The sequence below is a fragment of the Segatella asaccharophila genome (assembly GCF_054687055.1).
This window is the reverse complement of sequence record NZ_BAACAN010000016.1, coordinates 42,090-68,562: the sequence shown is the minus strand read 5'-3', so window position 1 is coordinate 68,562 and position 26,473 is coordinate 42,090. Positions and strand designations below refer to the sequence as shown.

Below are 26,473 nucleotides of genomic sequence, written 5' to 3'. Positions count from 1 at the left end.
GAATCACTCAACTCCAAACTCAAGAGATTCAGAGCGCAACTACATGGAGTCTCTGATCTTCCCTTCTTCATGTATAGAGTTTCCTTAATCTTTGGGTAAACTAACACGGAACTATGCTGGTGCCCCGTTATCGTCCCAGAGTTTTCATCAATATTAACGCCACCAGAGGAGGCTGCCAAAAAAGATTCATATTGTAATTTAATAACTTTAATAACAGGTTTTGTGTATTCCATAAGTTTTATTTATTATATAAGATCCATGAGATTGCTTCATCTTCTGTCAAGACAAAAACCATGTGAACGACGGTTGTGTTTCCCAGGTAGGATCCGGCTTCCTCTAAGACGATGCATAGAGTCCCCTTGATTCTGATCAGTACTATCCAAGGAAATCGTCCTCATACCCTTCTCTGTTGCAACTGATAATTTACATTCCGTCTTGTCTTCTATCATCATATACCAGCGGAAAGCCCTCAATCTGCAATCGGTATTCCTGCAACAATAGAGTCGGTCATTTGAGAGCATATAGGCATTTTGTCCTTCAAGCCGCTGGTCCTTGTAAATGCCGATAAAATGCGTACCATCCCGGTTAAAGTCCATCCTCTCATCCTGATAGCCAACCGGCAGATCCACTGAAGTCTGGGCAATAATATAGGGAGCCTGGGCAAATCTGCCGTAAACCAGATAAGGAACATTAGCATCCAGGTCATCACCATCTACCTTTTTAAACATGATTCCTGCATGACCCTCAGTAGCCAGTTGATAAGCCTGGACATGCAAGCCGAATATTTCCTTATAATTACCAACCTTGCAAGGCAGCATAAGTGTATTAAAATGATAATCTTTAAACTTACGGCCAATTGTAATGATCGTATCACCCATCATGGATTGCAGGTCACTGCCAGAAGCCATCAAATTACGATACCCGTCCAGACGGTCAATCCGATAAAGTTGAACGGTATTAAATCTATATGGCTTGCTCTTGTAATAAGCGTCCACAGGAGTACTGTAATAACACATATTGTTCTGATACCTTAAGGTGCGTTTTTTTTGCATTACCATTTTGAAGTCCTTCCTAGAGCCTTTAAGACATAAATGTCGGGAAGAAATCTCCCCTTCATCCGATCGGTGCCTGTATAAAGCCGGGAACAAGTCATCCTGGAAGAGATAGAAGCCATTGGTGACATCATACAACAAATACTGGCAATCTCCATTACTATCTGTTCCGTCCTTATAGAGACGAAACAGATCATCTCCCGGAACAGCCTCGGAAGCCTCCTGGAAATAGGGCGGGCCTCCCATATAGTTAATGATATGATCCTCGGGCCGATAAGAACTCCGTAAGAGATTGCATCCGGCATACCCATATTTCTTTCCGTCTATCACTACATAAGACGAAAAGAAATATAAGCCCCCGTCAACAAGCTCCGCACTATCAGAAGCCGACGTAATTTGAGTAATTTGAGTAAGTTCAGTTTGTGCCTTGCCCGATTTTATTATAAAAGCGAATAATAGCACAAAAAGAACACGATTTTTACAAATCATATTCAAAATTGTTTTTATCGTATTAGATTCGACAAATGCAAATATAAAACTTTTTTTTATTCTAGCAAAACAAATCGGCCAATAAATGCATAGAAAATGCATTTATTAACATAAAAGATGAGCGTCACCAGATAACATTCACCCTATCTGCCCCTACTCTTTTAAGATAAATGCGAAATAAGCTGTTTCTTTTGAAGACAAAAAGCCGGAAAGAGGATTTCTGCACCATCCCTTCCCAAGATGTTCCGCAGTATCCTCTCCCCGGCTGTCTTCAAAATATAAAATGCTGCAATCTCCTCAAAACTCACTCGTAAAGTGAAATTTGACATGTTTAAAATCCTGTTCCGCCATACTCAACATATAACTTGAGTCTGCCAGAAACACATCACGTCCCTCACGGTCCTTGGCCATATATTGGTACTTCCTTTTCTTAAAATCATCCAGTTCGTCCGCATCGCCCGATTCTATCCAGCAAGCCTTGTACAAGTGAATAGGTTCCCAACGACATTTGGCATTGTATTCATGCTGGAGACGATACTGGATGACCTCAAATTGCAGTTGTCCGACAGTTCCAATAATCCGACGGTTATTAAACTGACTGACAAAGAGTTGTGCTACTCCCTCATCCATAAGTTGTTCTATCCCTTTGTGGAACTGTTTACTCTTCATCGGGTCATCATTCTCAATATATTTGAAGAGAAGCGGAGAAAAACTCGGCAGTCCCTTAAAGTGAAGATTCTCCCCTTCTGTGAGCGTATCCCCAATCTTGAAGATACCATTATCCGGCAATCCCACGATGTCTCCCGGCCAAGCTTCATCCACCGTACTCTTTCGCTGAGCCATAAACTGCGCCGGAGAAGAAAAGCGGACCGTCTTGCCAAGTCGGACATGCCAGTAAGGAGTATTGCGTACAAACTTACCCGAACAGATCTTACAGAAAGCAATACAACTTCTATGATTAGGGTCAATATTAGCCGTGATCTTGAAGATAAACCCCGTGAACTTCGGTTCCGTAGGAAGGACGATGCGTTCTTCCGCCTTTGTTGCCCCAGGATAAGGAGCAATCTGGACGAAACAGTCCAGCAATTCCTGCACGCCGAAATTATTCAGAGCAGATCCGAAAAATACCGGAGCCATCTCAGCACTACGATAACGATTCTCATCAAAATGAGGATATACCCCCTGAACCAGTTCCAGGTCACCACGCAACTGTTCCGCTCCCCGTTCTCCTACATGCTTCTCCAGATCCTTCGATTTAATATCAACGGATATTTTCTGAGTCACTCGTTGCTTATCAGGAGTAAACAGATTTAACTGTTGCTCAAAGATATTATACACCCCTTGAAAGTGCATTCCCTCACCGATTGGCCAACTTAGAGGAACAACATGAATTTTCAGTTCCTTTTCAAGTTCGTCCAGCAGATCAAAAGGATCACGGCCCTCACGGTCCATTTTATTGATAAAGACAATGACCGGCGTATTGCGCATACGGCACACCTCCATCAACTTGCGAGTCTGAGCCTGAACACCCCTTGCAGCATCAATGACGATGATCGCAGAGTCCACAGCTGTAAGTGTGCGGTAAGTATCCTCAGCAAAATCCTGATGACCGGGGGTATCCAGAATATTCACCTTATAAGGAGCTCCCGACATCTCTTGCGGGAGATAATCAAATTCCATGACAGAGGTAGACACAGAGATACCACGTTGTTTCTCAATATCCATCCAGTCAGACGTAGCGGTCTTTCTGATCTTGTTATTCTTGACAGCACCAGCCACCTGAATCTGCCCGCCGAACAGCAGAAACTTCTCCGTTAGAGTAGTCTTTCCTGCATCCGGATGAGAGATAATGGCAAAAGTCCGTCTTCTTTCTATTTCGTTCATTTTTTTAATTCCGTATTCATTCATTTCCAGATAATCCCATCAAGGCCGAGTCACCCTTCCACGCCATTCCTCAGGTATCTGACAGCAACCATCAGAGAATCAGCAATCAACAGTATTCAATCCGCGGGACATCTGATGCATGTTTTCCATACAGAGATGGAGACTGTCCAGCCAGTAAGGGATCGTTACACCGAAGGTCTCCTTGAACTTTGTTTTATCCAGCACCGAATAAGCCGGACGCTTCACAGGAGAAGGGAACTCATCACTATGACAAGGAAGGATATTACAAGAGGTATGACCGGAAAAGATGGCGATCATTTTTGTAAAATCATACCAGGAAGTCACTCCTTCATCAGAGAAATGATAAATGCCGGTATGTCCCTTATAAGCACGTGACTCCACGATATGAAAGATCATCCTGGCTAGATCGCCAGCGTACGTAGGGGTCCCGCACTGGTCAAAGACTACTTTCAAGGCAGGTTTTTCAGCCGTGAGTTTCAGCATGGTCTTGACAAAATTATGTCCATACTCAGAATACAACCATGCTGTACGGAGGATGATATGGTCCACGCCCGTAGCCTTGATTTTCTCCTCTGCATGCAGTTTCGTCTCCCCATATACCCCAGAGGGTGTACCTTTCTGATCTTCCCGGCAAGGCGTATTATACGGATCCCCTCCAAAGACATAGTCTGTACTGATATGGACGAGCAGTCCGTCCACCTCTTTCATGGCGAGTGCCAGATTTTCCGGTGCCGTTGCATTCAATAGTTCGCAGAGATCATAATGATCTTCAGCCTTGTCCACATTTGTATAAGCAGCACAGTTGATGATGCATTTGACATCATTTTCTTTGACCACTTTTCGGATTTCCTCCCTGTTAGTAATATCCAACTTACGGTATCCATCACAAACATCTGTAAAGATATAATTATCCTTACTATTCTTTACGACAAGCTGGATCTCATTTCCAAGTTGCCCGTTAGCACCCGTAACCAATATATTCATTGCATTTGCTATTTAAAAGTCACCTTTACCATATACTCTATGAAGATCGAATTGATCACGCTCCTGCTTCATCTCGCGAAGAAAGATGAAATCAATCGTGGTCCCCAAAATCAAGTCCTTCATCACGGTCCTTGATATAATAGTCGCTGAGCATTCCCACAAAAGTTGAAATTTCTTTGACAGCCGCTTTCGTTTCAGGCGTAATCTCCTTGCCCTGCATCTTCAGAAGAGTTATACCATAGATTGCATCAAAACAAGTCTCAATCTCACTCTCCCTCTCTAAATCATTGATCACCATACGAGGGTTATCCAGGCCCGATTCCTGGGCCTCTTTAAGCAAGCCACGCTTATTTCTGCTTCGCAGTTCTACTATATAAGGCAACACCTTATAATATTCAGCGTTATAAAACGGAAACTTGTTCGACTGAAGAAGATGATGATGCAGGTCTACCATATCCGTCATGACCACCTGATTGATATTCAAATGTCCATACTCCCGTTTACCCTCTTCATTCATCATCCGGATCAAGTCACCGAACCAGTCCTCCTCCTCTTCCTGCTGTTCTTCCGTATAACCAGTAAACTTGGAGATGTAGTTTTCTTTTATCTGAGCCAGGGAGCACCCCATTGCCCTGATCGTATCTTCTATCTGCCACATATAGAGCAGATATTCCGCAATATTTTCTTTTCTAAGTTTTTTGGCAATAAACACGACAGAAAAAATAAAGAGTTAAAGAAATTGAACAGAAATGCCCATCACTTCCTCACTTATGCATGAAAAAGTTGATAAAAGACAAATTGAATATCGTTCCGATAAGAGCGATAATAGAACAGATAATAACGATTCCCCCGATGATATGGTTAATGATACGGATACCCTGAACATCAAATTTATTACGGATCTTATCCACCATCCACGTCAGTCCATACCACCACAAGTTAGCGCCAAAGATAATGCTTAAATAACCGACAACCATTTGGAAAGGATGACCAGGCATGATGAAAGCAAACTGGGCGAAAAGGGCAATAAAGAGGAAAACGATCAATGGATTAGCGAAAGTAATCAGAAATGCAGTGACTGCATTATGAAGCAATGTCCCTTTACTCTTATTATGGGTGACATGTGCATTTTCCATCGGTTTACTCCGATAACAGTAGATGCCAAAAAGTAACAGGACGATACCTCCGATCACCTGAAAATAAAATTTCGTAGACGGATTCTTGAAGAAATTCAGGACGAAACTCATACCCAGGCCCGTAATCAAGGCATAGATAATATCACTGACAGAGGCTCCGAAGCCAGTAGCCATTCCATACCATCGTCCCTTGTTGATTGTACGCTGTACACACAAGATACCTACCGGTCCCATTGGTGCAGAAGCGATGATGCCAATCAGCATCCCCTTGAAAATGACATTCAGTATGTTAAATTGAAGAAAATCCATAACAAGTTGCAAAGATACGTATTAATCACTTATTATGCAAATAAATACATCTCTTTTTAAGAATCAGAATATACGTCGAAGCCTATCAAAGGCCTGTAAAAAAGCAGTGCCGAAAGATCCGGCACTGCTTACTATATCCGTTTTCCTCCTGTCTAGCCCATGAGTCCTCTGTGCACTTTAAGCAGCATAGGCAGCCATCAGGAAGAGCCCTTATCTGACTTTGGGTTCTGCCACTGGTTCCGCAGCCTTGCCCGCAGCAGTATTATCCACTTCCCAGCCTACAGCACTGGCACCGAGGATAGCAGCGGAAGAACCATCAAGCGTACTAATCAGGAACTTCGCCTTCCCCTTGAATATCGTAAGGACATGTTCATCATAACTTTCTATCAAAGGTTTCATCAGCAAATCACCGGCTTTGGTCAGACCACCGAAGAATATGTATGCTTCAGGACTGGAAAAAGCAGTAAAGTTAGCACATGCTTCACCCAGCATACGCCCCGTAAACTCATAGACACGCTTAGCCAACTTATCCCCCTTGGCAGCAGCAAGGCTGACATCCAGAGACGTGATTTCCTCAGGGTTCTTCCCACGCAGCAAACTCTCCTCATCACTGTCTTTCAAATACTGACGGGCTGTACGAGCTACACCCGTGGCAGAACAGTATGCTTCCAGACAACCTCTACGGCCACAACCGCAAAGACGACCATCCTTGCCATGAACCATCGTCACATGGCCAAGCTCTCCGGCAAACCCGTCACAGCCATAAACCATCTGGCCGTTGATGACGATACCAGAACCCACACCTGTACCCAGCGTGATCTCAATAAAATTTTTCATTCCACGGGCTGCCCCGTAAGTCATCTCACCCAATGCTGCTGCGTTAGCATCATTGGTCAGAGCCACCGGGATACCCAAAGCCTTGGAGAATATATCTGCCAGAGGCACAATACATGTATGAGCCCACTCTAAGTTCGGAGCATACTCAATCGTGCCATTGTAAAAATTGCCATTAGGAGCTCCGATTCCCATTGCCTTTATTTTCTTGATTCCACCTACGGAATCAATCACCGGCTCCAGGGCGACAAGAGAAGCCTTCACAAAGTCATCTACGTTCTTATACACCTGGGTCTTGATAGCTGTGGTAGCCTTAATGACCCCACGGGTATCCACGATACCAAAAACGGAGTTTGTTCCTCCCAGATCCAGACCGATAACATAAGGTTTCAAGACATCCTCATTGTCCGTCACTGTTGCTTTTGTTGCTGTTTCTGCCATGTTTTTCTATATTAAGTAAGTTTCTATTGTTCCTACAAAGTTAGGAAAATCTTTCGAACATCCAAACGATTCGTCTGTTTTTTTCTTCTGTTTGCCTACACAGAAGGAAAGACCCTCCCATCGCCTACCTGCCCACAATGTTCTCTACTTGAGACAAGGTAATTAAGGTATCCATCACCACCCTGCAAGGGAAAACGAACAAGTAACTTACATTAATTATCCGCTATTTTATATAGAATACAGCAGCGGATATACCATTTAATTTAACTGTATCTGACACTTTTCCTGATTGATACCTCACTTTACCTGAAACCAACTTGGCAATCCCTTTGCCCAGATGGGCAATCTTTGCCGACACCTTCTGATCACTGGGATTAAGCGCTATAATATATGTCTGATCATCTGCCGTGCGCTTATAAACCATCGGATAAGGCTTGTCCACATCACTGACAAGCTGCCATCCGCCGTCATTATCCAACGCAGGAGACGAATGCCGCAGCCGGATCAGATCACGAGTAAAGTTCAATAACGAATTTTTATCTTTCTCCTGAGCGGCAACCGTCAGCCGACCATTATCCGTAGCTACCGGGAAATAGAGTTGATCCGGTCTGCATGTAGAGAACCCTGCCGTCAGTCCCGGAGTCCACTGCATCGGCGTACGCGTTCCCGCACGGTTATTACTCCCCTCCTTACTTGGCAGGTTCATCTGATATTTCATACCGATTTCGTCACCATAATAGATGAAAGGCACTCCTGGCATGGTCAAGAAGAAAGTCATGGTCACCTTCAACTGGTCAAAGGTGTTCCGTGTGCCAATATTCGGACGCTGATAATCATGGTTTGCCGTCGGCAGGGCAATATACCCTATATTCTCCGTCTTTTCATAAGCATTGGAGAAATTATCTATAAACTGTTTCAACTCTCCTTTGCCCGCCTTGTCAAAATAGCATTCTCCATAGCCATCATTCTTATGAGATTTCCCCCAAGGGGTATCAGGAGCAAAGAAAAGAGAGGCATAACCCTTAATGCCAAAATGAATCATAAAATCAATATTGAAACCTGCAGGAATAGCTTCGGCAGGATTACTCCACTCAGAGATCAACACACACTGAGGATAATGCTTATCCTTCCATGCCCGCATCTCTCTCCAGAGTTTCGAAGTCTCAACTTTTCCAGGATCATTCTTAACCAGAGAAGAAGCCATATCCACACGGAAGCCGTCAACCCCTTTATCAAACCAGAACGACATAATGTTCCTGATTTCCCGTCGGACAGCCTGCGGACCAGGTGCCGTAACCGGCTGCTCCCAACTATGATCAGGATGAGCAAAACCATAATTCAATGCCGGCTGACATTCAAAGAAATTTTTCTCATAATATTTTGCTCGAGGAGCATTGATTTCCACATAACGTCCACGCGTACTGGACTGCGGATTCGGGCTCTGATGCCTGAGAGCAATCTCCTCTTTATCATGTTTTGATATAGTATCCGTCCAGATATAATAGTCGGCATAATGACCATTGGGATCACCGTTTGCGCTCTCTTTAAACCACTCACACCGGTTACTGGTATGCCCGGCTACAAGGTCAAGACAAACCTTTATTCCACGCTTATGTGCCTCTCTGATGAGATTAACCATATCCGTATTCGTGCCGAAACGAGGATCAATCTTATAAAAATCGATCACATCATACCCCCCGTCAAACCAACCAGATTCGAATACCGGGTTCAGCCAGATAGCATTTACTCCCAACGACTTGATATAATCCAGTTTTTCGGTAATTCCTGGAAGGTCACCAATGCCATTCCCGTCCGTATCCATATAAGACGACGGATAAATCTGATAGAATACTGCATTACTCAACCATGCCGGTCCCTTTACAGATACACCGGACTGAGCGGAAACCGATCCCGCCATCGTTAAGGCTAATGCCATTGCCAATACTGTCTTTTTCATTTTTAAAGAGATTTTACTTATCCAGTTATAAAATATTAAGATTATGCCCCCAAATGTACACAAAGAAAATGAGAAAACCGCTAATAAAGACGGAAAGTCTGTCAGATCCTGTGAAAAGATACCCAAAGAAAGCCGATATTGCTGTACCGGCTTCCTGTCAGAAAAAAGATTATTGCTTATATCCAGGATTTTGCCTGAGGTTCGTATTCAGATTCAATACAGAATAAGGAATAGGATAAACATTCGTATAACCGGTATTGTCTATGACATAGTCACCTGCTGAGGCATTATGATGGACTCCCTGGTAACGGTCAACCGTAGGTTCAGTAAACGTACAGAACCGGATCTGGTCCTGACGGCGGGTACCCTCCCAGGCCAACTCTATCATACGTTCATCCAGAATATCATTCAGGTTCAGAGAGACGCGTGGAACAGCCCCAGCACGCGTGCGGATCTGGTTGACCAGTTGCAAAGCCCCCGCTTTATCACCCAGCCGGTACTCAGCTTCTGCCTTCATCAGAAGCGCATCACCATAACGCCAGATAACCAGGTCGTTATTGTTATCTCCCTGGATAGAAGAAGAAGTATCATACTCATATTTTCTGAAGCGTGCACCTGCACATTTCACATCATGAGCATCTGAGCCTGGGGCAAAATCCACGACCACCTTAAGCGGCTCATAGCTCAGAGCCTGACCGGTAACACCATCCTCAACCGTCTTTCCACCGGTCTGGGAAGTATAGTCCTCATCACACCAGTAGTTCATGCGCAGACGGGGATCCTCATCCTTTGTTCCATAGCCCATCACCTGCATGGCACGAACGGTAGCGCATGCTCCGTTCCACCCAGAATAACCGATGGCACTGGCATGATTATAGTGAAGGGAACGTATCAGGTTACAGTCCCATATTTTATAAGTCTTGTCATCATCAGGGCGAACAAAAATATTCTCAACGGAATTCTGATTCTGAACGATGAAATTATCGGCATACTTCGGCTGGAGACTATATCCCTGCGCAGCAATCTGATCAACACAATATTTGACCGTTTCCCAGGCATTACGGTTCTTTCCATCAACCGTCATCTGAATATTATTACCCATGCCAGACACCACGGTACCCTGTTCCTCATCCGCTTTTCCATCACCAGTAAGATCTTTCCCGACGAAGGACTTGTAGCTGTCATCCGAAGTATCGTCTATCTTATAGACGGGAGCATTGAGAGCACACTTGGCCAGGCACATATAAGCCACTGCTTTCGTTACACGCCCATAGTAAGTCCCTGTTTTCTGACATTGGCCATCACCAAGTTCGGGAAGGACGGTACTCAGTTCGCTGACCACAAAGTCAAATACTTCAGAGCGGTTACTCTGTCTGACAGAATCTGTAGGCTGAGTAGAAGAGGTCACTACAGGTACCTGGGCAAAGAGATCCATCGCATAATAATAGTGGATGGCACGCAAGGCACGCAGTTCCGCTATATAACTTTCATAGTCCGGGTGGTCCTTCAGCCGTGGAGTTAGTTTGTCTATCGATGAATTACAAAGACCGATAATCTTATAAATATAATTCCATACCGAAGCGTATGTATCTACTGAGGACTCAAAATGATGCAGAAACATGTTCTGCCATTTTCCTCCGTCCACCCAGTCTCCTTGACGGCCGGGCAGGATAGTCGCGTCAGAAGTAAACTCCTCCAAGGTATGGATACAGTCTGTGCCTCCATAGATATTATTGCCTATTGCAGAATAGACATTCGCCACCGCATTATCATAAGTCAGTTCTGAGGTTTTGAAAGCCTCATCCTCATCAAACTGACTCTTAGGGTTTTCATCCAAAGAACAAGCGGAAAGACAGAAAACGGATGAAACCAAAGCTATACTTAATATTATATGTTTATTCATAGTTGCTTTACTTTTTAAATCCCAACACATTAGAAACGAACAGATACGTTAAAAGAGAACGTACGTGTAAGCGGATAGATCCGTTTATCGTCAACACCCAGAGTCCCATACGTTGTCGTACCCTCCGACTGTTGTATGAGAGAAGCAGAATTGATCATTGGGGTCAAGCCTTTATAGCCGGTAATCGTACAGACATTATTAACGGAGAAAGCAAGTCGGAGACTCTGCAGCCATTTGGCTTTCAATTGTTTTTTCGTAAAATTATAACCCAGCGTCAGATATTCAAAGTTCACATAGTCACCGTTTTCCAACCAGTAATCAGAAATCTGTATATCATGAATCCCCTTTGCAGGAGCATTGGCCAGAACATTGTAAGTCGGGAAATTGCTCATATTGCTATAAGTCATTCCTGTGCCATTATAGATTTTAAAGTCAAAAGCGCCATTGAACTGTGTGGTCAGATCCCAATTTTTATATTTAAAAGTAAAATTCCAGTTCAAGTATGTCTTTGGGATGGCATTGCCACAAACCTGCCGATCACCGGAATCGCCCGTATCAATTGTTCCATCATGATTCAAATCAGAAATGATATACTGCCCATTCTTGTCTATTCCTTCACAATGAGGAAGATAGAATACTCCAACAGGTTGGCCTACAATCAAATAGGCAACTCCATAATTCTGTGTCAGACCAGCAGCATTAACTCGTGAAACCATGATATGTTTGCTGGTTGTCAGTTTTTGTCCTTTATAGGTTCCATCCAGAGAGATCAACTTATTTCTCTGAAAGCTCAAGTTAGCACTAGAACTGAAAGTAAAATCTTTAGTACGTATAATATCACCATTCACGCCAAATTCCAAGCCGTCATTTGACATCTGCCCCATATTTGCCAATAAAGTATCATAAGTGAATGGTGGGACCGGGACGGTATAAGTATAGAGAAGATCTTTGGTCTTGGACTTATACCAGTCTATTGTTATATTCAAACGATCGTCGAAGGCCGAGAAATCCAGACCAGCATCAAAAGTATGTTTAACCTCCCATTTCAAATCCGGATTACTATTACTCTGAATGGCGAAAGTTGTTGTGTTCGTACCATTTATCGTAGAAACGCCATTAGGTCCGTAGAGAGAAAGAGAATTATAAGGCTCAATGGCGTCCTGGTTACCGGTAGTACCATATCCGGCACGGATTTTCAAGTTGTCAATCCATCGGATATTCCTCATGAAGGGTTCCTGAGAGAGAACCCACGCGACAGAGGCCGATGGGAACCAGCCCCATTTATGTCCTGCACCCAACTTGGAAGAACCGTCCGTGCGCAGGTTTGCCGTAACAATATAACGGTTTGCATACATATAATTGACACGAGCCATATAAGAACTTAACGTATAATCGGAAGCATTACTCTGATTATCTCCCCAGGCCACATTGGCACCAGCTTCCAGATTATTATATTTAAAATAATTGGTCTGATAGCCTTTGCTCTGCTCAGAATTCATAAATGTCCGATAAGTCTGCCCTTCCATCAATGCAAGGGCATCGATATGATGTTTGCCAAAATCCCTGGTAAAAGTCAGTTGGATATTCCCCATCAAGTCCTTATAGGTCATATTCTGAATATAAGCCCATCCATTTCCATTAAGTTGTCCTTGACGAATATCATTAGGAATATAGAACTTATGATCAAGGTCCAATTTCGTATAACTCCCGAAAGCGCTTAAAGAAAGCCCATTAATGATTCTCCACGTAACCTTACCATGAGTATTCAAGGATCCCACATTGTATTTGTCAACGATTTCCAACTGTCCCAGTGGGTTATAAATCTCATTGGCCAGCATATCCTCATCCCATTCTCCTGTCGTTGTGTTCCTATAGTTTGGATAAGTCGGATTATAGGCTGCGGCAGAATAAAACATTTTCTGCATATCATATTGAGGACGACCATCACGTTCACTGCCGAACACGCCAAGATCAAGCTTTAATCTATTGTTAAAAGCAAACTGTGTTGCATCCAGTTTGACGGTATAATTCTGCATCTGAGAATTCCTCAAAGCACCCTGTCGGTTTACATAACCAAGACTTGCGCGATAATTGCCATTGGCATTCCCCGAAGAAAAGGCCACATTCTGAGTCGTCGTGATACCTCCGGACCGCTCAACCTCATCCAGCCAGTTGGTATTTGCACCCAAGTCAGTAAAGGTTAATCCCAGATCCTTGGCTGTCTGCCGATAAGCGGCAGCATCCAGCATCTTGATATTCTTAAAGACAGAATTGACACCGAAAGTACCGTTATATGTAATATCCGAACGACCATTCTTGCCATGTGTTGTGGTAACTACAATCACACCGGCAGCTCCACGCGAACCATATTGAGCTGTTTCAGAAGCATCCTTCAAGATCGTCATACTCTCGATGTCTCCAGGCTGCAAGGCATTGAACAAGTTCATATCTGCATAAACCCCGTCAATGATAACCAGTGGCTCATTTCCACCAGAGAGAGAAGCAGTACCCCGGATACGGATGTTCGTAGTCCCCATAGGGTCACCTCCACTCTGACTAATCACAACGCCACTGACCTTACCTTTTAAGGCATCCGCGGCACTCGTCACCACACCTTTATTCATATCTTCTTGACCGACCCGTTCTACAGCACCGGACACGGTACGCTTTGTACCGACAGCATAGCCTACAACGACCACCTCATCAAGTTGTTTATTATCTATTGACAACGTCACATTCAGGTTTGTCCTGTCCCCGATCTGAACTTCCTTATTCATATAGCCGATATAAGAGAAAATTAATGTGGCGCCCTTATCTACATTCTTAAGAACGTATTTTCCATCCAGATCAGTAACGGTTCCAGAAGACTTATTCCCTTTTACCACAACACTTGCTCCGATAACAGGCTCTCCCGTATCATCTTTCACGATGCCGGAAATCATGTTTTGTGCAAAAGAAGGCACAGCCAGCATAGACAGAAAGCATATCATGTACACTTTCAGAAAATGTTTAGGGTTTATTAGTTTCATAAAGTTAGTTATTAAAAGAATTGTTGTTTAACTTGGTTTTAGATTCACTGCATAGGCAGTTGATCATCTATAAAGATTCCAAAAGGCATTAAAATCACTTATCCTATAAAGATACTGTCAAGCAATCATTTTGTTTCCATAAAAAGGATTCACTATCGAATATCAGAATCCTCAGTAATGAGAGAAAAAATGATGGTATCCTTTTATTCCAGATGACACCTCATTTTAGAACGTCAATGTCTTCCCATAATAAAGGGAAGTAACAAAATCACAATGTTTTCAAATCATTTCTTCATACGCATTTTTCAAGATCTTTGGTATTCTTTTACATTATTCAACACAAAATTATCTTTTCTCAATAAGATACAACACTTATTTTAAGTTAAAAGTATCCATTAATGAATGTAAACGGTTACACAATCATCCGATTTAAAAGATAAGACAAGGAATTTGTCCCCATCAAACAATATTGCCGGCAAGATCAGATAACAGGAATCATAACCTTAAAGAACAGGGAAGTCTTCCATGACAGTGGGAAAACCATTGATACAGCAAGGGAAAGCAGTCCGTTCCCTTGCTGCCTATGGTTATTAACTGATGTCAGGATAAGACAAATACTTTATTCGGCAAACAGCGATACGGCGAAGCCACCTCCCCTGACCTCCTTGAGTTTTAGAGTATCACCCTTTTTGACAATCCTATGTGTGATCGTATAAGCTTCAGGGTTTTTCTCGTAATCTGCATCCGGTGCATCCGCATAGATCGTGCACTTATATTTCCGGCCCTTATCCAGGAAATTGAGTTTAACGGTACACTTGTGCCCGTCCTGATCACATTTTCCACCAATGAACCAGTTGTTGCTGTTCTTTGCTTTTCTGGCTACTGTAATATATTTTGCAGGTTCAGCTTCCAGGTATTTGGAATCCGCCCAGTCCAAAGGCACATCACGAATAAACTGCAAAGCATCATCATACTTTGCATAATTTTCGGGCGTATCAGCCACCATCTGCAACGGACTGTACATCACCATATAAAGAGCCAGTTGCCCTACAAGAGTCGTATGGACATAATTCGGATTCTTGCTCCATGTACTCAACCGCGTCTCCAGGATTCCCGGCGTATAGTCCATCGGTCCCCCTTGCAGGCGAGTAAAGGGAAGAATAACCGTATGATAAGGAGCATTCCCGCCAAAAGCTTCATACTCTGTCCCTCTGGCGCTTTCATTTGCCACCAGGTTAGGATAGGTACGGCACAGACCCGTAGGCCGGACGGCCTCATGAGCATCTACCATAATATGATGCTTTGCAGCCTCCTTGACGCAATACAAATAATGATTATTGATAAACTGATCATAATGGTGGTCACCGCGAGGGATAATATCCCCGACATAACCACTCTTCACGGCATCATAACCATATTTATTCATCAGATTATATGCCGCATCCAGATGGCGTTCATAATTTCTTACCGAGGCACTGGTCTCATGGTGCATCATAAGTTTCACACCCTTCGAATGAGCATAATCATTCAATGCCTTAATATCAAAATCCGGATAAGGGGTCACAAAATCAAACACATTATCCTTGCTATGCCCGAACCAGTCTTCCCAGCCTTCGTCCCAGCCTTCCACGAGCACCTCATCAAGATGGTTCTTAGCAGCAAAATCGATGTATTTACGAACCTCAGCATTATTGGCCCCATGAGTACCATTCGGCTTGCACTTCGAATAATCCGTAACACCCAGCCGGACGGAAGGCAAATCATCAGTATAATTCCATGTTTTTTTACCCACGATCATTTCCCACCATACGCCACAGAATTTAATCGGGTGGATCCAGGAAGTATCTTTCAATTTACAAGGTTCATTCAAATTCAGGATCAGTTTGCAGGACAGCATATCCCGTGCATCATCACTGACCAGCACTGTACGCCAGGGAGTATTGAAAGGAGTCTGTATATATCCTTTCAGTCCCTGGGCATCAGGAGTCAGCCATGACTCGAAGATAAAATTCTTATCGTCAAGATTCAGGCTCATCGTCGGATAATTCACACAGGCAGCCTCATGGATATTAATATACAAACCATCATCCGTTTTCATTTGAAGAGCCGTCTGCACCCCTGTCGGCGAGAACGGAGTCTGAGAAGCATTTGGAGTAATGGCAGCTTTCATCCGGCTCCTGATCTGAGAGAGCCGGCAGATCTGAGTCTCATACTCCTCCGTATCATAATCACCGGGGATCCAGTAAGCCAGATGATCACCTGTCATAGCAAACTGAGTATGTTCCTCCTTGATGATAAAATAATTCAAGTCTTTCTGCTGAGGAAATTCATAACGAAGTCCCATCCCGTAATCATAGACGCGAAAACGGATCACGATATGCCGGTTACTTGACTGCTGATAGAGATCGACCGCCATTTCATTATAATGGTTACGAATAGTAGAAGTTTCTCCCCATACCGGCTTCCAGGTCTCGTCAAATGTCGAATCATGAACAGACGTCTCCGCAAAGCCATCCATAAGGCTCGTCTCATTCATTCCCTTTGAAGCATGTTTGTCCTTTGCCAGTTCCAGACCCAGATGACTTGGTTTGATGACGGTCTTATGCTTATAGAACATTTCATAAGTCGGGATTCCGTTACCAGTAAGTGAAAACTTCACTTGTACATTCCCGTTCGGTGATTTCACTGTCTGGGCACAGAGGCATGCCGGCAGTGAAATCAGAAGAACCATAATGGTCTTAATTATTTTTCTCATATCCTAATTTATAACTACTTTTATTATTTCTCAATCACTACCATAGTCCAGTATTTCAAGGAGGGAACCGTAAATACGACATGATCACCTTGCTGTTTGAACTGAAGTTGCTGAGGCGCCCCACCATAATAATCAGGAGAAGCTACCCATACCTTCTTGACCGAAGAGGCACGTACCCCGAGGGACAAAGGGTGGATGGTTTCCGGTTCGGGCATGGAACCATCGAGATCCCGCCAGCTTAAGCTATTTGCATTTACGAAGTTCAGAAGACTGATCACTTGCTTATTCTTCACTTCCTTACTATATGCCGTAACTGTTTCCAACCTAGGAGGCCAGTTGTTGATATAGATACTACTGTTCCCACTATATATCCCGTCATAATTCTGAGTACCTCCATCCCGAAGCAGATTCTCATAAGCCGTAAAGAAATCATAATAATGGACGATCGCTGTCTTCAAGGAATCACTCATCGTCAAATGGCTGTCCGGAAAATACTCATTATACAGCATGTGATCACCTAATTCCAGATGATCGGCTCCAATGGCAAACATCACAGCATCCGTCAGCAGGACACCAGGAGCATTAAATTCCGACTTCGTGCTATTATAGTCCATGTAAGCAGCATAGACCTGGCCGAGATTATTATTATAAGACTGATTGGTTTTCAGGATGGAAAGCAAGTCACTGAATTGGGACTCATCACTCCACAACTCAGAATACAGGAAGTCAACGTCACTCGTACCGGCAATCTGCTCCGATCCAAAGTTGGATACAGCATTCATCACGAGACTCTTATCGGGCTGACGGGTTTTCATCTTTTTAATGAAAGAAGCAAATCCCACGGGAAGATTCAATTTGCTGCCATAATAGTCATAAACTGTTCCCCGGTCTCCGACCTGGTCAATATGATAGCCATCGAAATCCAGACTGGCATACACATCATCATTCCGGCCAGCAATATAGTCCTGCCAGTCCTCATTTGCAGGATCCATCAGATAGATATTGCTTTTCCACCCCGTCGGCATTGAAAGTTTATCCATGGTAGCATGTCCTGCATCCGTATAAATATGCCACTTATCATTGACCCCATCTTCCGTGGCATCATCAAGTGCGCCATAGCAAAGATTATAGAACATCGATTTCATGCCATAAGTATGCTGGGTAGCAATATAGTCCTTAATAACACTGGTGTAAACAGTACGGTTAGCAATATCCGTATAGCTGTCCATCGGGTTGCCCCGTGTGCCCCCAAGAGGCCAGTGATGCTTATATTCCCAGTCATAAAATTGTATACCATTGATATGGCAACGGTTCAGGAAAGCCATCTCATCCTGAACGACCGCAGGAGTTTTACTGCCGTCGTATGTAGCTACAAAACCATAACGCGGATACTTGGCCCAGGTGCTGGACACATCAACGCCAATGGTTCCATAAACCGTTTCAGCAGAATCACCATCCTGTGTATAGACATCAGCCAGATAGCCTGTATGATCCGTCGAAGGAGCTGTCCAGGTCCACGTACTGCCATTCAAGGAGGCCGTACCAATGACATCGGCTCCGCAGCGATAGCGGACCTTTGCCCCGGAAGGGATTGCCCCGGCAGCCGTGAAGGTGATTTTATCACCTGGCCTGTAAAGCGCCTTGTCCGTATTCAAGTTCAGATTCAAGTCAGATGTAATATGGACTGCAGGCTGCAAAGTCTCTATATGGGAACTGTCAAAAACGGTATTATCACTGCTGCAAGACAGGCATAACAGTGGAAGGGCCATCAATATAGAAAACATTTTCATATTCATTATCATTAATTTTGTACTGTAAACTACTGTTTGACGATAGAAACCGTCTCCTCGAGTTGATTAAGCGTAATCTTATACGTTCCGGAAGTGGTAATTTTCCATTTCTGGTCAATGCCGGAAATATCCACATCCTTATATTCAGCTTTCAGATAATCATCACTTTTATCGATAAAGAGGGCCTTTTCCGTCTGCCCGGTGGGTTCAATGTCATTACCGTTACCGCACAGGAACCAGGCTCCCATCCAGTCACTCTGCTTATCACAGGAGAACTTCAATTCACCAGCATTAAGTGTCCCTGTCCAAGTGAAGATGTAAGGACTGTCTGTAGCTGTCATTGCCGTAGCATTGTCCAGATCCCACCCGCTGGGAGCAGCATCACCGACCAGGTAAATCATGCTATAAGGAGTAAACTCCCGCATCATCATGCGCTCTTTACCCGTCCTGATGTCCACGCAAATTTTATAGGCCTTACCCGTCTCACTGTTCGTAAGATTCCATTTATAATCTGGATCATACCCGGAAACCAACTGCATGGAAGTGTCTGTATAAGGAGCATTATCCTGAGTAGCCTTGTACATATTTTCCCAACTGTCTTTAGCAGTACCAAACTTGAACTCACCGCCCTGGTCAAAATAGTGTCCATAGCGGAAGAGGAAATTATCCAGTGGATCCTGGGACATATTCGCAAAGCTCCAATTCGTCATAGCACCCACAAAATAAAGATAGTCATAAGCAGGTTGATTACCTTCTTCCTGAGCAATAGTCACTGCACCAGTAAGGATATTTGCCGTCACTTTATAGTAATGATCCTCCGTAATCTGCCATTGGCCATCAGGCTGGTCATCGCTGGTACGCAACACCGCAAGTCCTTTATCATTCTCATTGTATGAAGGCAAGAACTTTCCAAGTGTTGTAATAAACTTCAGATTACCCGTTTTGAGAGTGCCTTCCCACGTAAAAATGCCGTTATCAGTACGTGTCATCGCCGTAGCATTATCTGCGCTCCACCCGTTGGGAGTTGCATCGCCGATAAAATAGAGAGTCGTGGTGACAGGTTGGTAAGGAGTCATCTTAAAGGTCAGAGAATCCGTCTGAACCTTATCTACTCCCGGCACAATAGCACTGATACGTGCGTCAATAGATGTTGGCAGACCGGCTGTCCCACCAAACTTATCAAGAACCAGATTATTGAGGTTCTCCTCATTAATGCTCCAGGTATATGCCTGAGCCTCATCACTCAAGGCTGTATAAGGGTCTGCAAAACCTGTACCAGCCTTGGCCAATTCCAGTTTATAATAGATTTTATTTCCCGTCCCTGCATTATTTCCTGTGGTCCAATCAAAGGTGATAGCAGTGCTGGCATGATTGATTTCATTCAATGTATCAACATCCTGACTGGCAGTCAGAGCGAGAGTATTCGAGCCCTTATCAAGTTGTTCGTAATCCTGGTCGGTACAGGCTGAAAGGGCAAAAATTCCCAGCAGTATCCCGACAAGACCAAAAATATATTTTTTCATGATGTGTCTTAATTTATTAATAACCTGGATTCTGTTTCATGAGAGGATTGGCGTCGATCTCTGTCTGAGGAATAGGGAACAATAGCCGATCCTTAGTCACATTCGTCTTTCCTATAGACTTGAGGAACTTTATGGCATAGTTGCCATGGTCCAGACGGATCATATCAAACCACCGGTATCCCTCAAATGCAAACTCCATACGGCGCTCATGGATGATCTTGTCCCGCATTTCCGACTGGTTAAGACCAGATACGGCATCCAGTCCAGCGCGTTTCCGTACAATATTAAGAGGTATTGCAGCCTGATCCGTCTCTCCCAGTTCGTTAAGGGCTTCAGCCTTCATCAGCAGCACATCGGCATAACGGTAGATGACAAAATTTGCCGGTGATGTGTTGTATTCAGGGGAAACACTCTTGGGTACCAGAAATTTCCTCACATTATAACCTGTATAGGAATACGAACTCTTGTACTCTTTCCCGTCAAAGTCAGGACATCCTGCATACAGGACCGTCAGGTCCTTACGCTTATCCCCTTCTTCCCACTGATCCATAAACTCCTGTGTGGGTTGGTTCCAGCCATAGCCGCCTGCCACGAAATCCGAATTACGCGGCCCCATAAAAGTGGACAGCCAACTGGACTGTGGATTATTCCCCCAGAAATCATATTCAGTGTCCCCACTGTATTGTACTTCAAAGATAGACTCTGGCCCATTATTGACCGTTGCATCAAAATTAGTAGTAAAATCACATTTGCTCAGATCATATCCCAAGGCCGTAACGGAATCACAAAGATTGACAACATGCTGATAGTATTCCGGATGATCCGGTGCCAGCGTCAGATAGATGTCTGCCATCATGGTCATCGCAGCATCCTTGGAAGCCCGGCCCACATTCTTGCTGTCATACTCACTCTTGGCTGGAAGAATATCTATCGCCTTCTGACAGTCCGAGCGAATCTGCCCATACACTTCATCTACGGAAGAACGGGCAATGGCTGTGGGTTCACCAGGATTATAAGGAGCCAGCCGGAGTGGAACCCCACCATAAAGACGCACGAGGATATAATAATAGTGGGCACGAAGGAAATAAGCCTCTCCCAGACAGCGTTTTTGCAGGGCATCCACCGTCTTCCCTTCAAGATCCTGGATCAGGATATTGCACTGACCGATACCTACCCAGGGGGATCGCCACATGTAAAGGGCCATACCGTTATCACTTCCTTCCGTAAAATTGGATGCCTGGACGGTCTCCAGGCCGTCAGTACCACCACCTGCACCGACAATACTATTCCCTGCCACAATATCCAGCGTCCACAGACGCTGATTGTACATATTTGAAGATTGGAGCGTTCTATAGCAACCATTCGCCATGGCTACTGCCACGGAATCGGTGACACTGGTTTCAGGATCTACCGTATTCTTTGGTTCCTTATCCAGAAAATTATCTCCACAAGAGGTAATAGTCAAGGCGGTCAGGAACACTATATTGAAAATCGATAACTTTTTCATGATTTCCTATTAGAAATTAATATTTAAACCAATATTGAATGTTCTGGAAACAGGATAATTGGACAAGTCAATGCCATTAATGCCTACTTCCGGGTCAAATCCGGAATAACCGGTAATCGTAGCCACGTTTTCACAGGAAAGGGTCATTCGTGCACTTTCTATGGAAAGAGTTCTCAGCCACAATGAAGGGAGATCATAAGAGAGTGAAATAGTTTTCAAGCGAAGATAAGAACCATTTTCGACAAACCGGTCTGAAACTCGATTGTTCCCGTTCGGATCACCATAGACTGCACGGGGCATAACATTGCTTGTGCCCTCACCATGCCAGCGTGAAAGGACATCTGTCAACTGATTATAAGCTGCTGACATTCCGGTAAGATCTATCTTATTGGCATTAAAAATCTTGTTCCCGGCAACTCCTTGCAAATAGATATTCAGTTCAAAGCCTTTCCAGGTCAGGATGTTGCTCATTGAAAACAGGTGACTGGGATTCGGATTGCCTATTACGGTGCGATCTTCATCATTGATTACCCCATCATGATTCAAATCCTTGAAACGAATGTCACCCGGTTCTGCCCCAGCCTGATAGGCATGGTCCTGAACTTCCTTCTCATTTTGAAAAATGCCGTCGGTGACATAACCATAGAACACATTGATAGGATAACCCTTCGCCAGCATAGTAACGTAAGAATTATTAATCTGGTTGACATAATAGGGTGTAGCACTATTCAGGTCGTTAATCTTATTCCGGTTATAGGTATAAGACAAGGACGTTTCCCAACCCAGGATTCCTTTCAGGTTGATGGTGTGCAAAGTCAGTTCTACTCCTTTATTGGTTACCTTTCCGGCATTGGTATAAGTTGTACTGGTATCTTCAAAACCGGAAGTAATGGGAATTGAAGCCTTGACGAGCATATCACTGGTTTTCTTGATATAAGCATCGAAGGTAAGGTTGACACGGGAATGGAACAGGGTTGCATCAAATCCGATATTTGTCTGAGCCACCTGCTCCCAATGGATGTTCGGATTGGCAAGAGTAGTAGAAATCAAGGCTGTCTGCTCATTTTCTGATGTACCCAAAGGATAGACACTGGTATTCCAGGTAGCCATATAACTGTAATTACTGACACTGGCCTGACTACCGGTAACGCCATATCCCATACGGATCTTCAAGTCATTCAGAAACTCATTCTGTTTATACCAGGGTTCTTCCGTGAGACGCCATGCCAAGGACAACGAGGGGAAAGTCCCCCAGCGGTGATTCCGTCCGAAACGGCTGGAGCCGTCCTTACGGATTGTTGCGGTTACTAAATACCGGTTACAGTAATCATAATTGGCCCGGGCCATATAAGAGAACAAGGCCCATTGTGTCTCGTTTCCACCAATGGAATACATTTTCTCGCCGTTGTCCATCTCATGGACATTCTCGAAAGCAAAGACATTTTTCTGCGCATTCAGGTAATCATCATCATTCCACTGTGCAGAGGTACCGGCCATCAGGGACAAGTGATGCTTCTCTGCAAAGGTATGATCATAGAGGAAATAATTATCCCACAGATATGTGAATGACTTATTATCACTCTTGTACCTGGAACTTTCTTCCACAGGGGTCGGCTTCCAGTCATAAGCGGGGGTCCAATTGTCTATATACCAGAATTTCGCATCCAGCCCTAAAGTACTCTTGAACTTTAACCCTTTTAAGAGGCTGACTTCCCCGGTAATGTTTCCCAGCAGATTATAACCATTAGTCTTGTCCTGATCTGTTTCCGTCGGTCCGACTGGGTTTCTTGTTGATCCATACCAGAGGGCATTCCCCTCAGGACCACTCCAGTTACCATCTGCATCTTTAAGGGAAAAGACGGGTAACGCACGATAAGTACTTCCCAGATCATAGCTGCCCTGCTTCTTCACATCTGCACTTAAAGTGAGGTTGTGCGTGAATTTCAGCCATTTCAACACCTGGGAATCACCATTAATCTGAAATGTATAGCGCCGATAACTGACACTTCTGACTGTTCCGGTCTGATTCAGATACCCTCCGGATATATAGTAATGGGCCTTATCCGATCCTCCGGAATAACTTAATGTATAATTCTGCATATATCCGGTACGGAAGACTTCATCGACCCAGTCTGTACCTTTTCCAAGCGAAGAAGGGTCAGTCCATAGAGGATTCTCTTCATAACCGGCTGCAGCCATCATCTCGTTGCTCAATGCCGCATATTGAGAAGCATTAAGCAGTGATGGCTTTTTCGTGGCATTCTGAAATGAACCGTTCATACTCAAAGAAAGTCTGCCTTCACCGGCTTTCCCTTTCTTTGTAGTGATCATAATTACGCCATTAGCTCCACGAGACCCGTAAATAGCTGTCGCGGATGCATCTTTCAACACATCCAGACGCTCCACATCAGCCATATTCAGATTATTCAGTCCCAGGTCTGTAGGAACTCCGTCTATGACCACAAGAGGATCACAATTATTGATAGAACCAAGTCCTCTGATTTTAATGGACACATTGTCACCGGGTTTGCCCGCATCCACGACTTGAAGACCGGCCACCTTACCTTGCAGGGCTTCACCGATATTCGAGACCGGCTGATCCCTCAGGCTCTTGCCATCAACTGATCCTATGGCACCTGTCAGGTCACTCTTCCGCATGGTTCCATAGCCAATTACCACTACTTCATTCAACTGTTTGCTCTTCTGGGCAAGGTTGATGGAAAGGGTCTGATTTCCATTGACTGCAACGTCTTTCGTATTATATCCTAAATAAGATATTGAAAGTGTACTGCTGGCAGGAACACTTATAGTGAAGTTGCCGTCTAGATCAGTGACTGCTGCATTTGTAGTACCTTTCTGGATAACGGATGCTCCAATGACAGGTTCTCCGGTTTCGTCCTTGACGATTCCATGAACCTTGATATTCTGGGCAAGAAGACTTAGAGGTATCAGAAAGCCGACTGTACAGAACAGAATTCTTTTCACAAATTGTTTGAAGATGTTCATAATAAAGATATGTTTACATATTTTTAGGTTTCGGTTACAAAATTAGTCCTTAATTCATCTGATTACCCTTGAAAGTAGAATAGAAGTAGAAAATAATATCTGATATAAAGTATAATCATTTGATTTATAATGATTTATTACAGCAATAAAAAAAATAGAAGTAGATAAAGGCAATTATATAATTTTTTCTTATATTTGCAGAAAACCTTTCAAAGAAATGAAAATAACCGTTTTATCCTTATTGCTCAACCTGCTGATCACCCTTCCGGTCATGGCTGTAAACCAGGAAAGTCTACCACATCTTGATGACATCCTCTCTCATCGGAAAGAATATGATAATGCCAAGGAACAGCATATCAGTATTCTCAAAGATTGTATCGTGAAATATAGTTCAAAGGAAGAAAGACTGAAAATTTACGAATTGCTGTATCAAGAATATTATGTCTACAAATTTGATTCCGCACAGTTATATGTAGACAAGGCTCTCTGCCTTTCAAGACAAATTCATAACCATTATCACACGGCACTGAACCTAATTTATAAGGCCCGACTTTTTTCTATCGGAGGACTCTACAGTGAAGCAGCCTCAATGCTGGACTCCATAGACATCAGCAATATTGATAAAGAACTGCGCTTTCAGTATTATACGACTTACTTCACCCTATATTCTTATCGAAGTGATTATTGTAATGACAAATATTATAAACCTTTATACCGTTCCCTTGCGGCGTCCTGCCTCCGCAAGGCGATGAAATACCTGACCCGTGATATGCCTGAATACAATTTTTATCACGGAGAATACTACATCTATGCAAAGCCTGACGACCGGCTGGCTCTCAAATATTATTTCAAGACTCTCCACGAACAAAAAAAAGCTTCACGCTATTATGCCATGGCTTGTTTTGCCATTGCCAACAACTACAAGAATCACAATGATCTTAGGCGATATGAAGATTATCTGATCAAAGCCAGTATCAGTGATGTCCTTTGCAGCACTCGTGAGAATCTCGCCTTACAAGAATTGGCCACACTTCTTTTCGAAGGGGGAAAAGACAATATTGCCCGTGCTGACAGATATATCAGTATAGCCCTTGAAGATGCGAAATTTTATAACAACCGACTCCGCATCCTGGAAATATCCCAAAAACTGCCCACTATTGTGTCTGCCTATGAGAACATGATAAAAACGAATAATAAGAAACTGAAATCAGCTCTCTTCCTGATTTCCCTGCTTATCATCATCAGCCTGGTATCCCTCACCTTCATCTTCCGTCAGAACAAGCAACTAACTTTAAGACGCAAACAACTGTCAGAGAACAACGATCAACTTACCCAACTTAATGCCCGCCTGAACATCCTCAATGCTGCATTGCTCGACACGAATCATAAACGGGAAGGATTGGCCAAACTTTACATTGACCTCTGTGCTAAATACATCGACAGATTAAACAAATACAAAAATCTGGTAAGACGCAAGATCAAGGCACATCAGGTAAATGAACTCCTCAGCAACATCTCTTCATCACGGCTGTCAGAAGAGGATGCTGCCACGTTCATAACCAGATTTGACAAAGCTTTTCTGGACCTTTATCCTACATTCATTGAAGAATTCAACAATCTCCTGGAGGTCCCTCAGACAGGAAAGACAAAACATCCTCATGCCATGACTCCGGAGCAACGTATCTATGCTCTTATCCGCTTAGGTGTAAAAGAAAGTTCAGAAATTGCTTCTCTGCTTTTCTATTCACCTCAAACTATTTATAATTACCGGTCTGCCGTTAAGGCTAAAGCCAAGAACAAAAACACATTTGAAGATGATGTAATAAACCTCTGCACCGTCATCAAATGAATCA

At 43.7% G+C, this 26,473-nt stretch carries 16 protein-coding genes; 1 reads left to right on the top strand and 15 read right to left on the bottom strand.

All coding sequences use genetic code 11. The annotated features are described in order from the left end of the window. From ACYRYG_RS09705 to ACYRYG_RS09635, 15 genes are all read right to left on the bottom strand, one after another. Positions 1 to 233 (bottom strand): hypothetical protein (locus tag ACYRYG_RS09705; RefSeq protein WP_460198060.1); only part of this gene is annotated, 233 nt, incomplete at its 3' end. 36 nt (positions 234 to 269) lie between these two features. Then, the gene (locus ACYRYG_RS09700; RefSeq protein WP_294730464.1) at positions 270 to 1,541 is read right to left on the bottom strand and encodes a hypothetical protein; all 1,272 of its coding nucleotides are present in this window, start codon (positions 1,539 to 1,541) and stop codon (positions 270 to 272) included. Positions 1,542 to 1,838: 297 nt separating this feature from the next. Then, the gene (locus ACYRYG_RS09695; protein WP_293419078.1) at positions 1,839 to 3,425 is read right to left on the bottom strand and encodes a peptide chain release factor 3; all 1,587 of its coding nucleotides are present in this window, start codon (positions 3,423 to 3,425) and stop codon (positions 1,839 to 1,841) included. 99 nt (positions 3,426 to 3,524) lie between these two features. Beyond that, entirely contained in the window at positions 3,525 to 4,430 is a 906-nt protein-coding gene (gene rfbD / locus ACYRYG_RS09690; protein ID WP_293419075.1) for a dTDP-4-dehydrorhamnose reductase, read from the bottom strand. Positions 4,431 to 4,521: 91 nt separating this feature from the next. Continuing rightward, entirely contained in the window at positions 4,522 to 5,142 is a 621-nt protein-coding gene (locus ACYRYG_RS09685; RefSeq protein ID WP_293419072.1) for a DUF4924 family protein, read from the bottom strand. A 52-nt stretch (positions 5,143 to 5,194) separates the two neighbouring features. Then, positions 5,195 to 5,875, bottom strand: a complete 681-nt coding sequence (locus ACYRYG_RS09680; protein WP_293419069.1) for a LysE family translocator — start codon at positions 5,873 to 5,875, stop codon at positions 5,195 to 5,197. Positions 5,876 to 6,085: 210 nt separating this feature from the next. Continuing rightward, positions 6,086 to 7,150 carry an ROK family protein gene (locus ACYRYG_RS09675; protein WP_293419066.1) on the bottom strand — a complete coding sequence of 355 codons (1,065 nt, stop codon included), beginning with the start codon at positions 7,148 to 7,150 and terminating at the stop codon, positions 6,086 to 6,088. Positions 7,151 to 7,373: 223 nt separating this feature from the next. Next, positions 7,374 to 9,107: an alpha-amylase family glycosyl hydrolase gene (locus tag ACYRYG_RS09670; RefSeq protein WP_293419063.1), complete on the bottom strand. Its 1,734-nt coding sequence runs from the start codon at positions 9,105 to 9,107 to the stop codon at positions 7,374 to 7,376. A gap of 169 nt (positions 9,108 to 9,276) precedes the next feature. Next, positions 9,277 to 11,010: a RagB/SusD family nutrient uptake outer membrane protein gene (locus tag ACYRYG_RS09665; RefSeq protein WP_293419060.1), complete on the bottom strand. Its 1,734-nt coding sequence runs from the start codon at positions 11,008 to 11,010 to the stop codon at positions 9,277 to 9,279. Between the two features lie 29 nt (positions 11,011 to 11,039). Continuing rightward, positions 11,040 to 14,000 (bottom strand): SusC/RagA family TonB-linked outer membrane protein, encoded by a 2,961-nt coding sequence (locus tag ACYRYG_RS09660; protein ID WP_293419090.1) that lies wholly within the window; start codon positions 13,998 to 14,000, stop codon positions 11,040 to 11,042. A gap of 658 nt (positions 14,001 to 14,658) precedes the next feature. Next, entirely contained in the window at positions 14,659 to 16,794 is a 2,136-nt protein-coding gene (locus ACYRYG_RS09655; RefSeq protein ID WP_293441950.1) for a glycoside hydrolase family 97 protein, read from the bottom strand. A 23-nt stretch (positions 16,795 to 16,817) separates the two neighbouring features. Further along, positions 16,818 to 18,584: an endo-dextranase gene (locus ACYRYG_RS09650; protein WP_293428409.1), complete on the bottom strand. Its 1,767-nt coding sequence runs from the start codon at positions 18,582 to 18,584 to the stop codon at positions 16,818 to 16,820. A 29-nt stretch (positions 18,585 to 18,613) separates the two neighbouring features. After that, positions 18,614 to 20,107, bottom strand: coding sequence for a SusF/SusE family carbohydrate-binding protein (locus tag ACYRYG_RS09645; protein WP_293441953.1), 1,494 nt, complete (start codon positions 20,105 to 20,107; stop codon positions 18,614 to 18,616). Positions 20,108 to 20,123: 16 nt separating this feature from the next. Next, positions 20,124 to 21,614, bottom strand: coding sequence for a RagB/SusD family nutrient uptake outer membrane protein (locus tag ACYRYG_RS09640; protein ID WP_293441956.1), 1,491 nt, complete (start codon positions 21,612 to 21,614; stop codon positions 20,124 to 20,126). A gap of 9 nt (positions 21,615 to 21,623) precedes the next feature. Continuing rightward, on the bottom strand, positions 21,624 to 24,620 hold the full coding sequence (locus ACYRYG_RS09635) for a SusC/RagA family TonB-linked outer membrane protein (RefSeq protein WP_293441959.1): 2,997 nt from the start codon (positions 24,618 to 24,620) through the stop codon (positions 21,624 to 21,626). A 217-nt stretch (positions 24,621 to 24,837) separates the two neighbouring features. Here ACYRYG_RS09635 and ACYRYG_RS09630 point away from each other — a divergent pair, with 217 nt between their 5' ends. After that, positions 24,838 to 26,469 carry a DUF6377 domain-containing protein gene (locus ACYRYG_RS09630; RefSeq protein ID WP_293419007.1) on the top strand — a complete coding sequence of 544 codons (1,632 nt, stop codon included), beginning with the start codon at positions 24,838 to 24,840 and terminating at the stop codon, positions 26,467 to 26,469. Positions 26,470 to 26,473 lie beyond the last annotated feature (4 nt).

What these genes read in the sequence shown, in the direction of transcription:
- ACYRYG_RS09700 (WP_294730464.1), bottom strand. Translation starts at nt 1,541, where the DNA reads ATGATTTGTAAAAATCGTGTTCTTTTTGTGCTATTATTCGCTTTTATA.
- ACYRYG_RS09695 (WP_293419078.1), bottom strand. Translation starts at nt 3,425, where the DNA reads ATGAACGAAATAGAAAGAAGACGGACTTTTGCCATTATCTCTCATCCG.
- rfbD (WP_293419075.1), bottom strand. Translation starts at nt 4,430, where the DNA reads ATGAATATATTGGTTACGGGTGCTAACGGGCAACTTGGAAATGAGATC.
- ACYRYG_RS09680 (WP_293419069.1), bottom strand. Translation starts at nt 5,875, where the DNA reads ATGGATTTTCTTCAATTTAACATACTGAATGTCATTTTCAAGGGGATG.
- ACYRYG_RS09675 (WP_293419066.1), bottom strand. Translation starts at nt 7,150, where the DNA reads ATGGCAGAAACAGCAACAAAAGCAACAGTGACGGACAATGAGGATGTC.
- ACYRYG_RS09670 (WP_293419063.1), bottom strand. Translation starts at nt 9,107, where the DNA reads ATGAAAAAGACAGTATTGGCAATGGCATTAGCCTTAACGATGGCGGGA.
- ACYRYG_RS09665 (WP_293419060.1), bottom strand. Translation starts at nt 11,010, where the DNA reads ATGAATAAACATATAATATTAAGTATAGCTTTGGTTTCATCCGTTTTC.
- ACYRYG_RS09660 (WP_293419090.1), bottom strand. Translation starts at nt 14,000, where the DNA reads ATGATATGCTTTCTGTCTATGCTGGCTGTGCCTTCTTTTGCACAAAAC.
- ACYRYG_RS09655 (WP_293441950.1), bottom strand. Translation starts at nt 16,794, where the DNA reads ATGAGAAAAATAATTAAGACCATTATGGTTCTTCTGATTTCACTGCCG.
- ACYRYG_RS09650 (WP_293428409.1), bottom strand. Translation starts at nt 18,584, where the DNA reads ATGAAAATGTTTTCTATATTGATGGCCCTTCCACTGTTATGCCTGTCT.
- ACYRYG_RS09645 (WP_293441953.1), bottom strand. Translation starts at nt 20,107, where the DNA reads ATGAAAAAATATATTTTTGGTCTTGTCGGGATACTGCTGGGAATTTTT.
- ACYRYG_RS09640 (WP_293441956.1), bottom strand. Translation starts at nt 21,614, where the DNA reads ATGAAAAAGTTATCGATTTTCAATATAGTGTTCCTGACCGCCTTGACT.
- ACYRYG_RS09635 (WP_293441959.1), bottom strand. Translation starts at nt 24,620, where the DNA reads ATGAACATCTTCAAACAATTTGTGAAAAGAATTCTGTTCTGTACAGTC.
- ACYRYG_RS09630 (WP_293419007.1), top strand. Translation starts at nt 24,838, where the DNA reads ATGAAAATAACCGTTTTATCCTTATTGCTCAACCTGCTGATCACCCTT.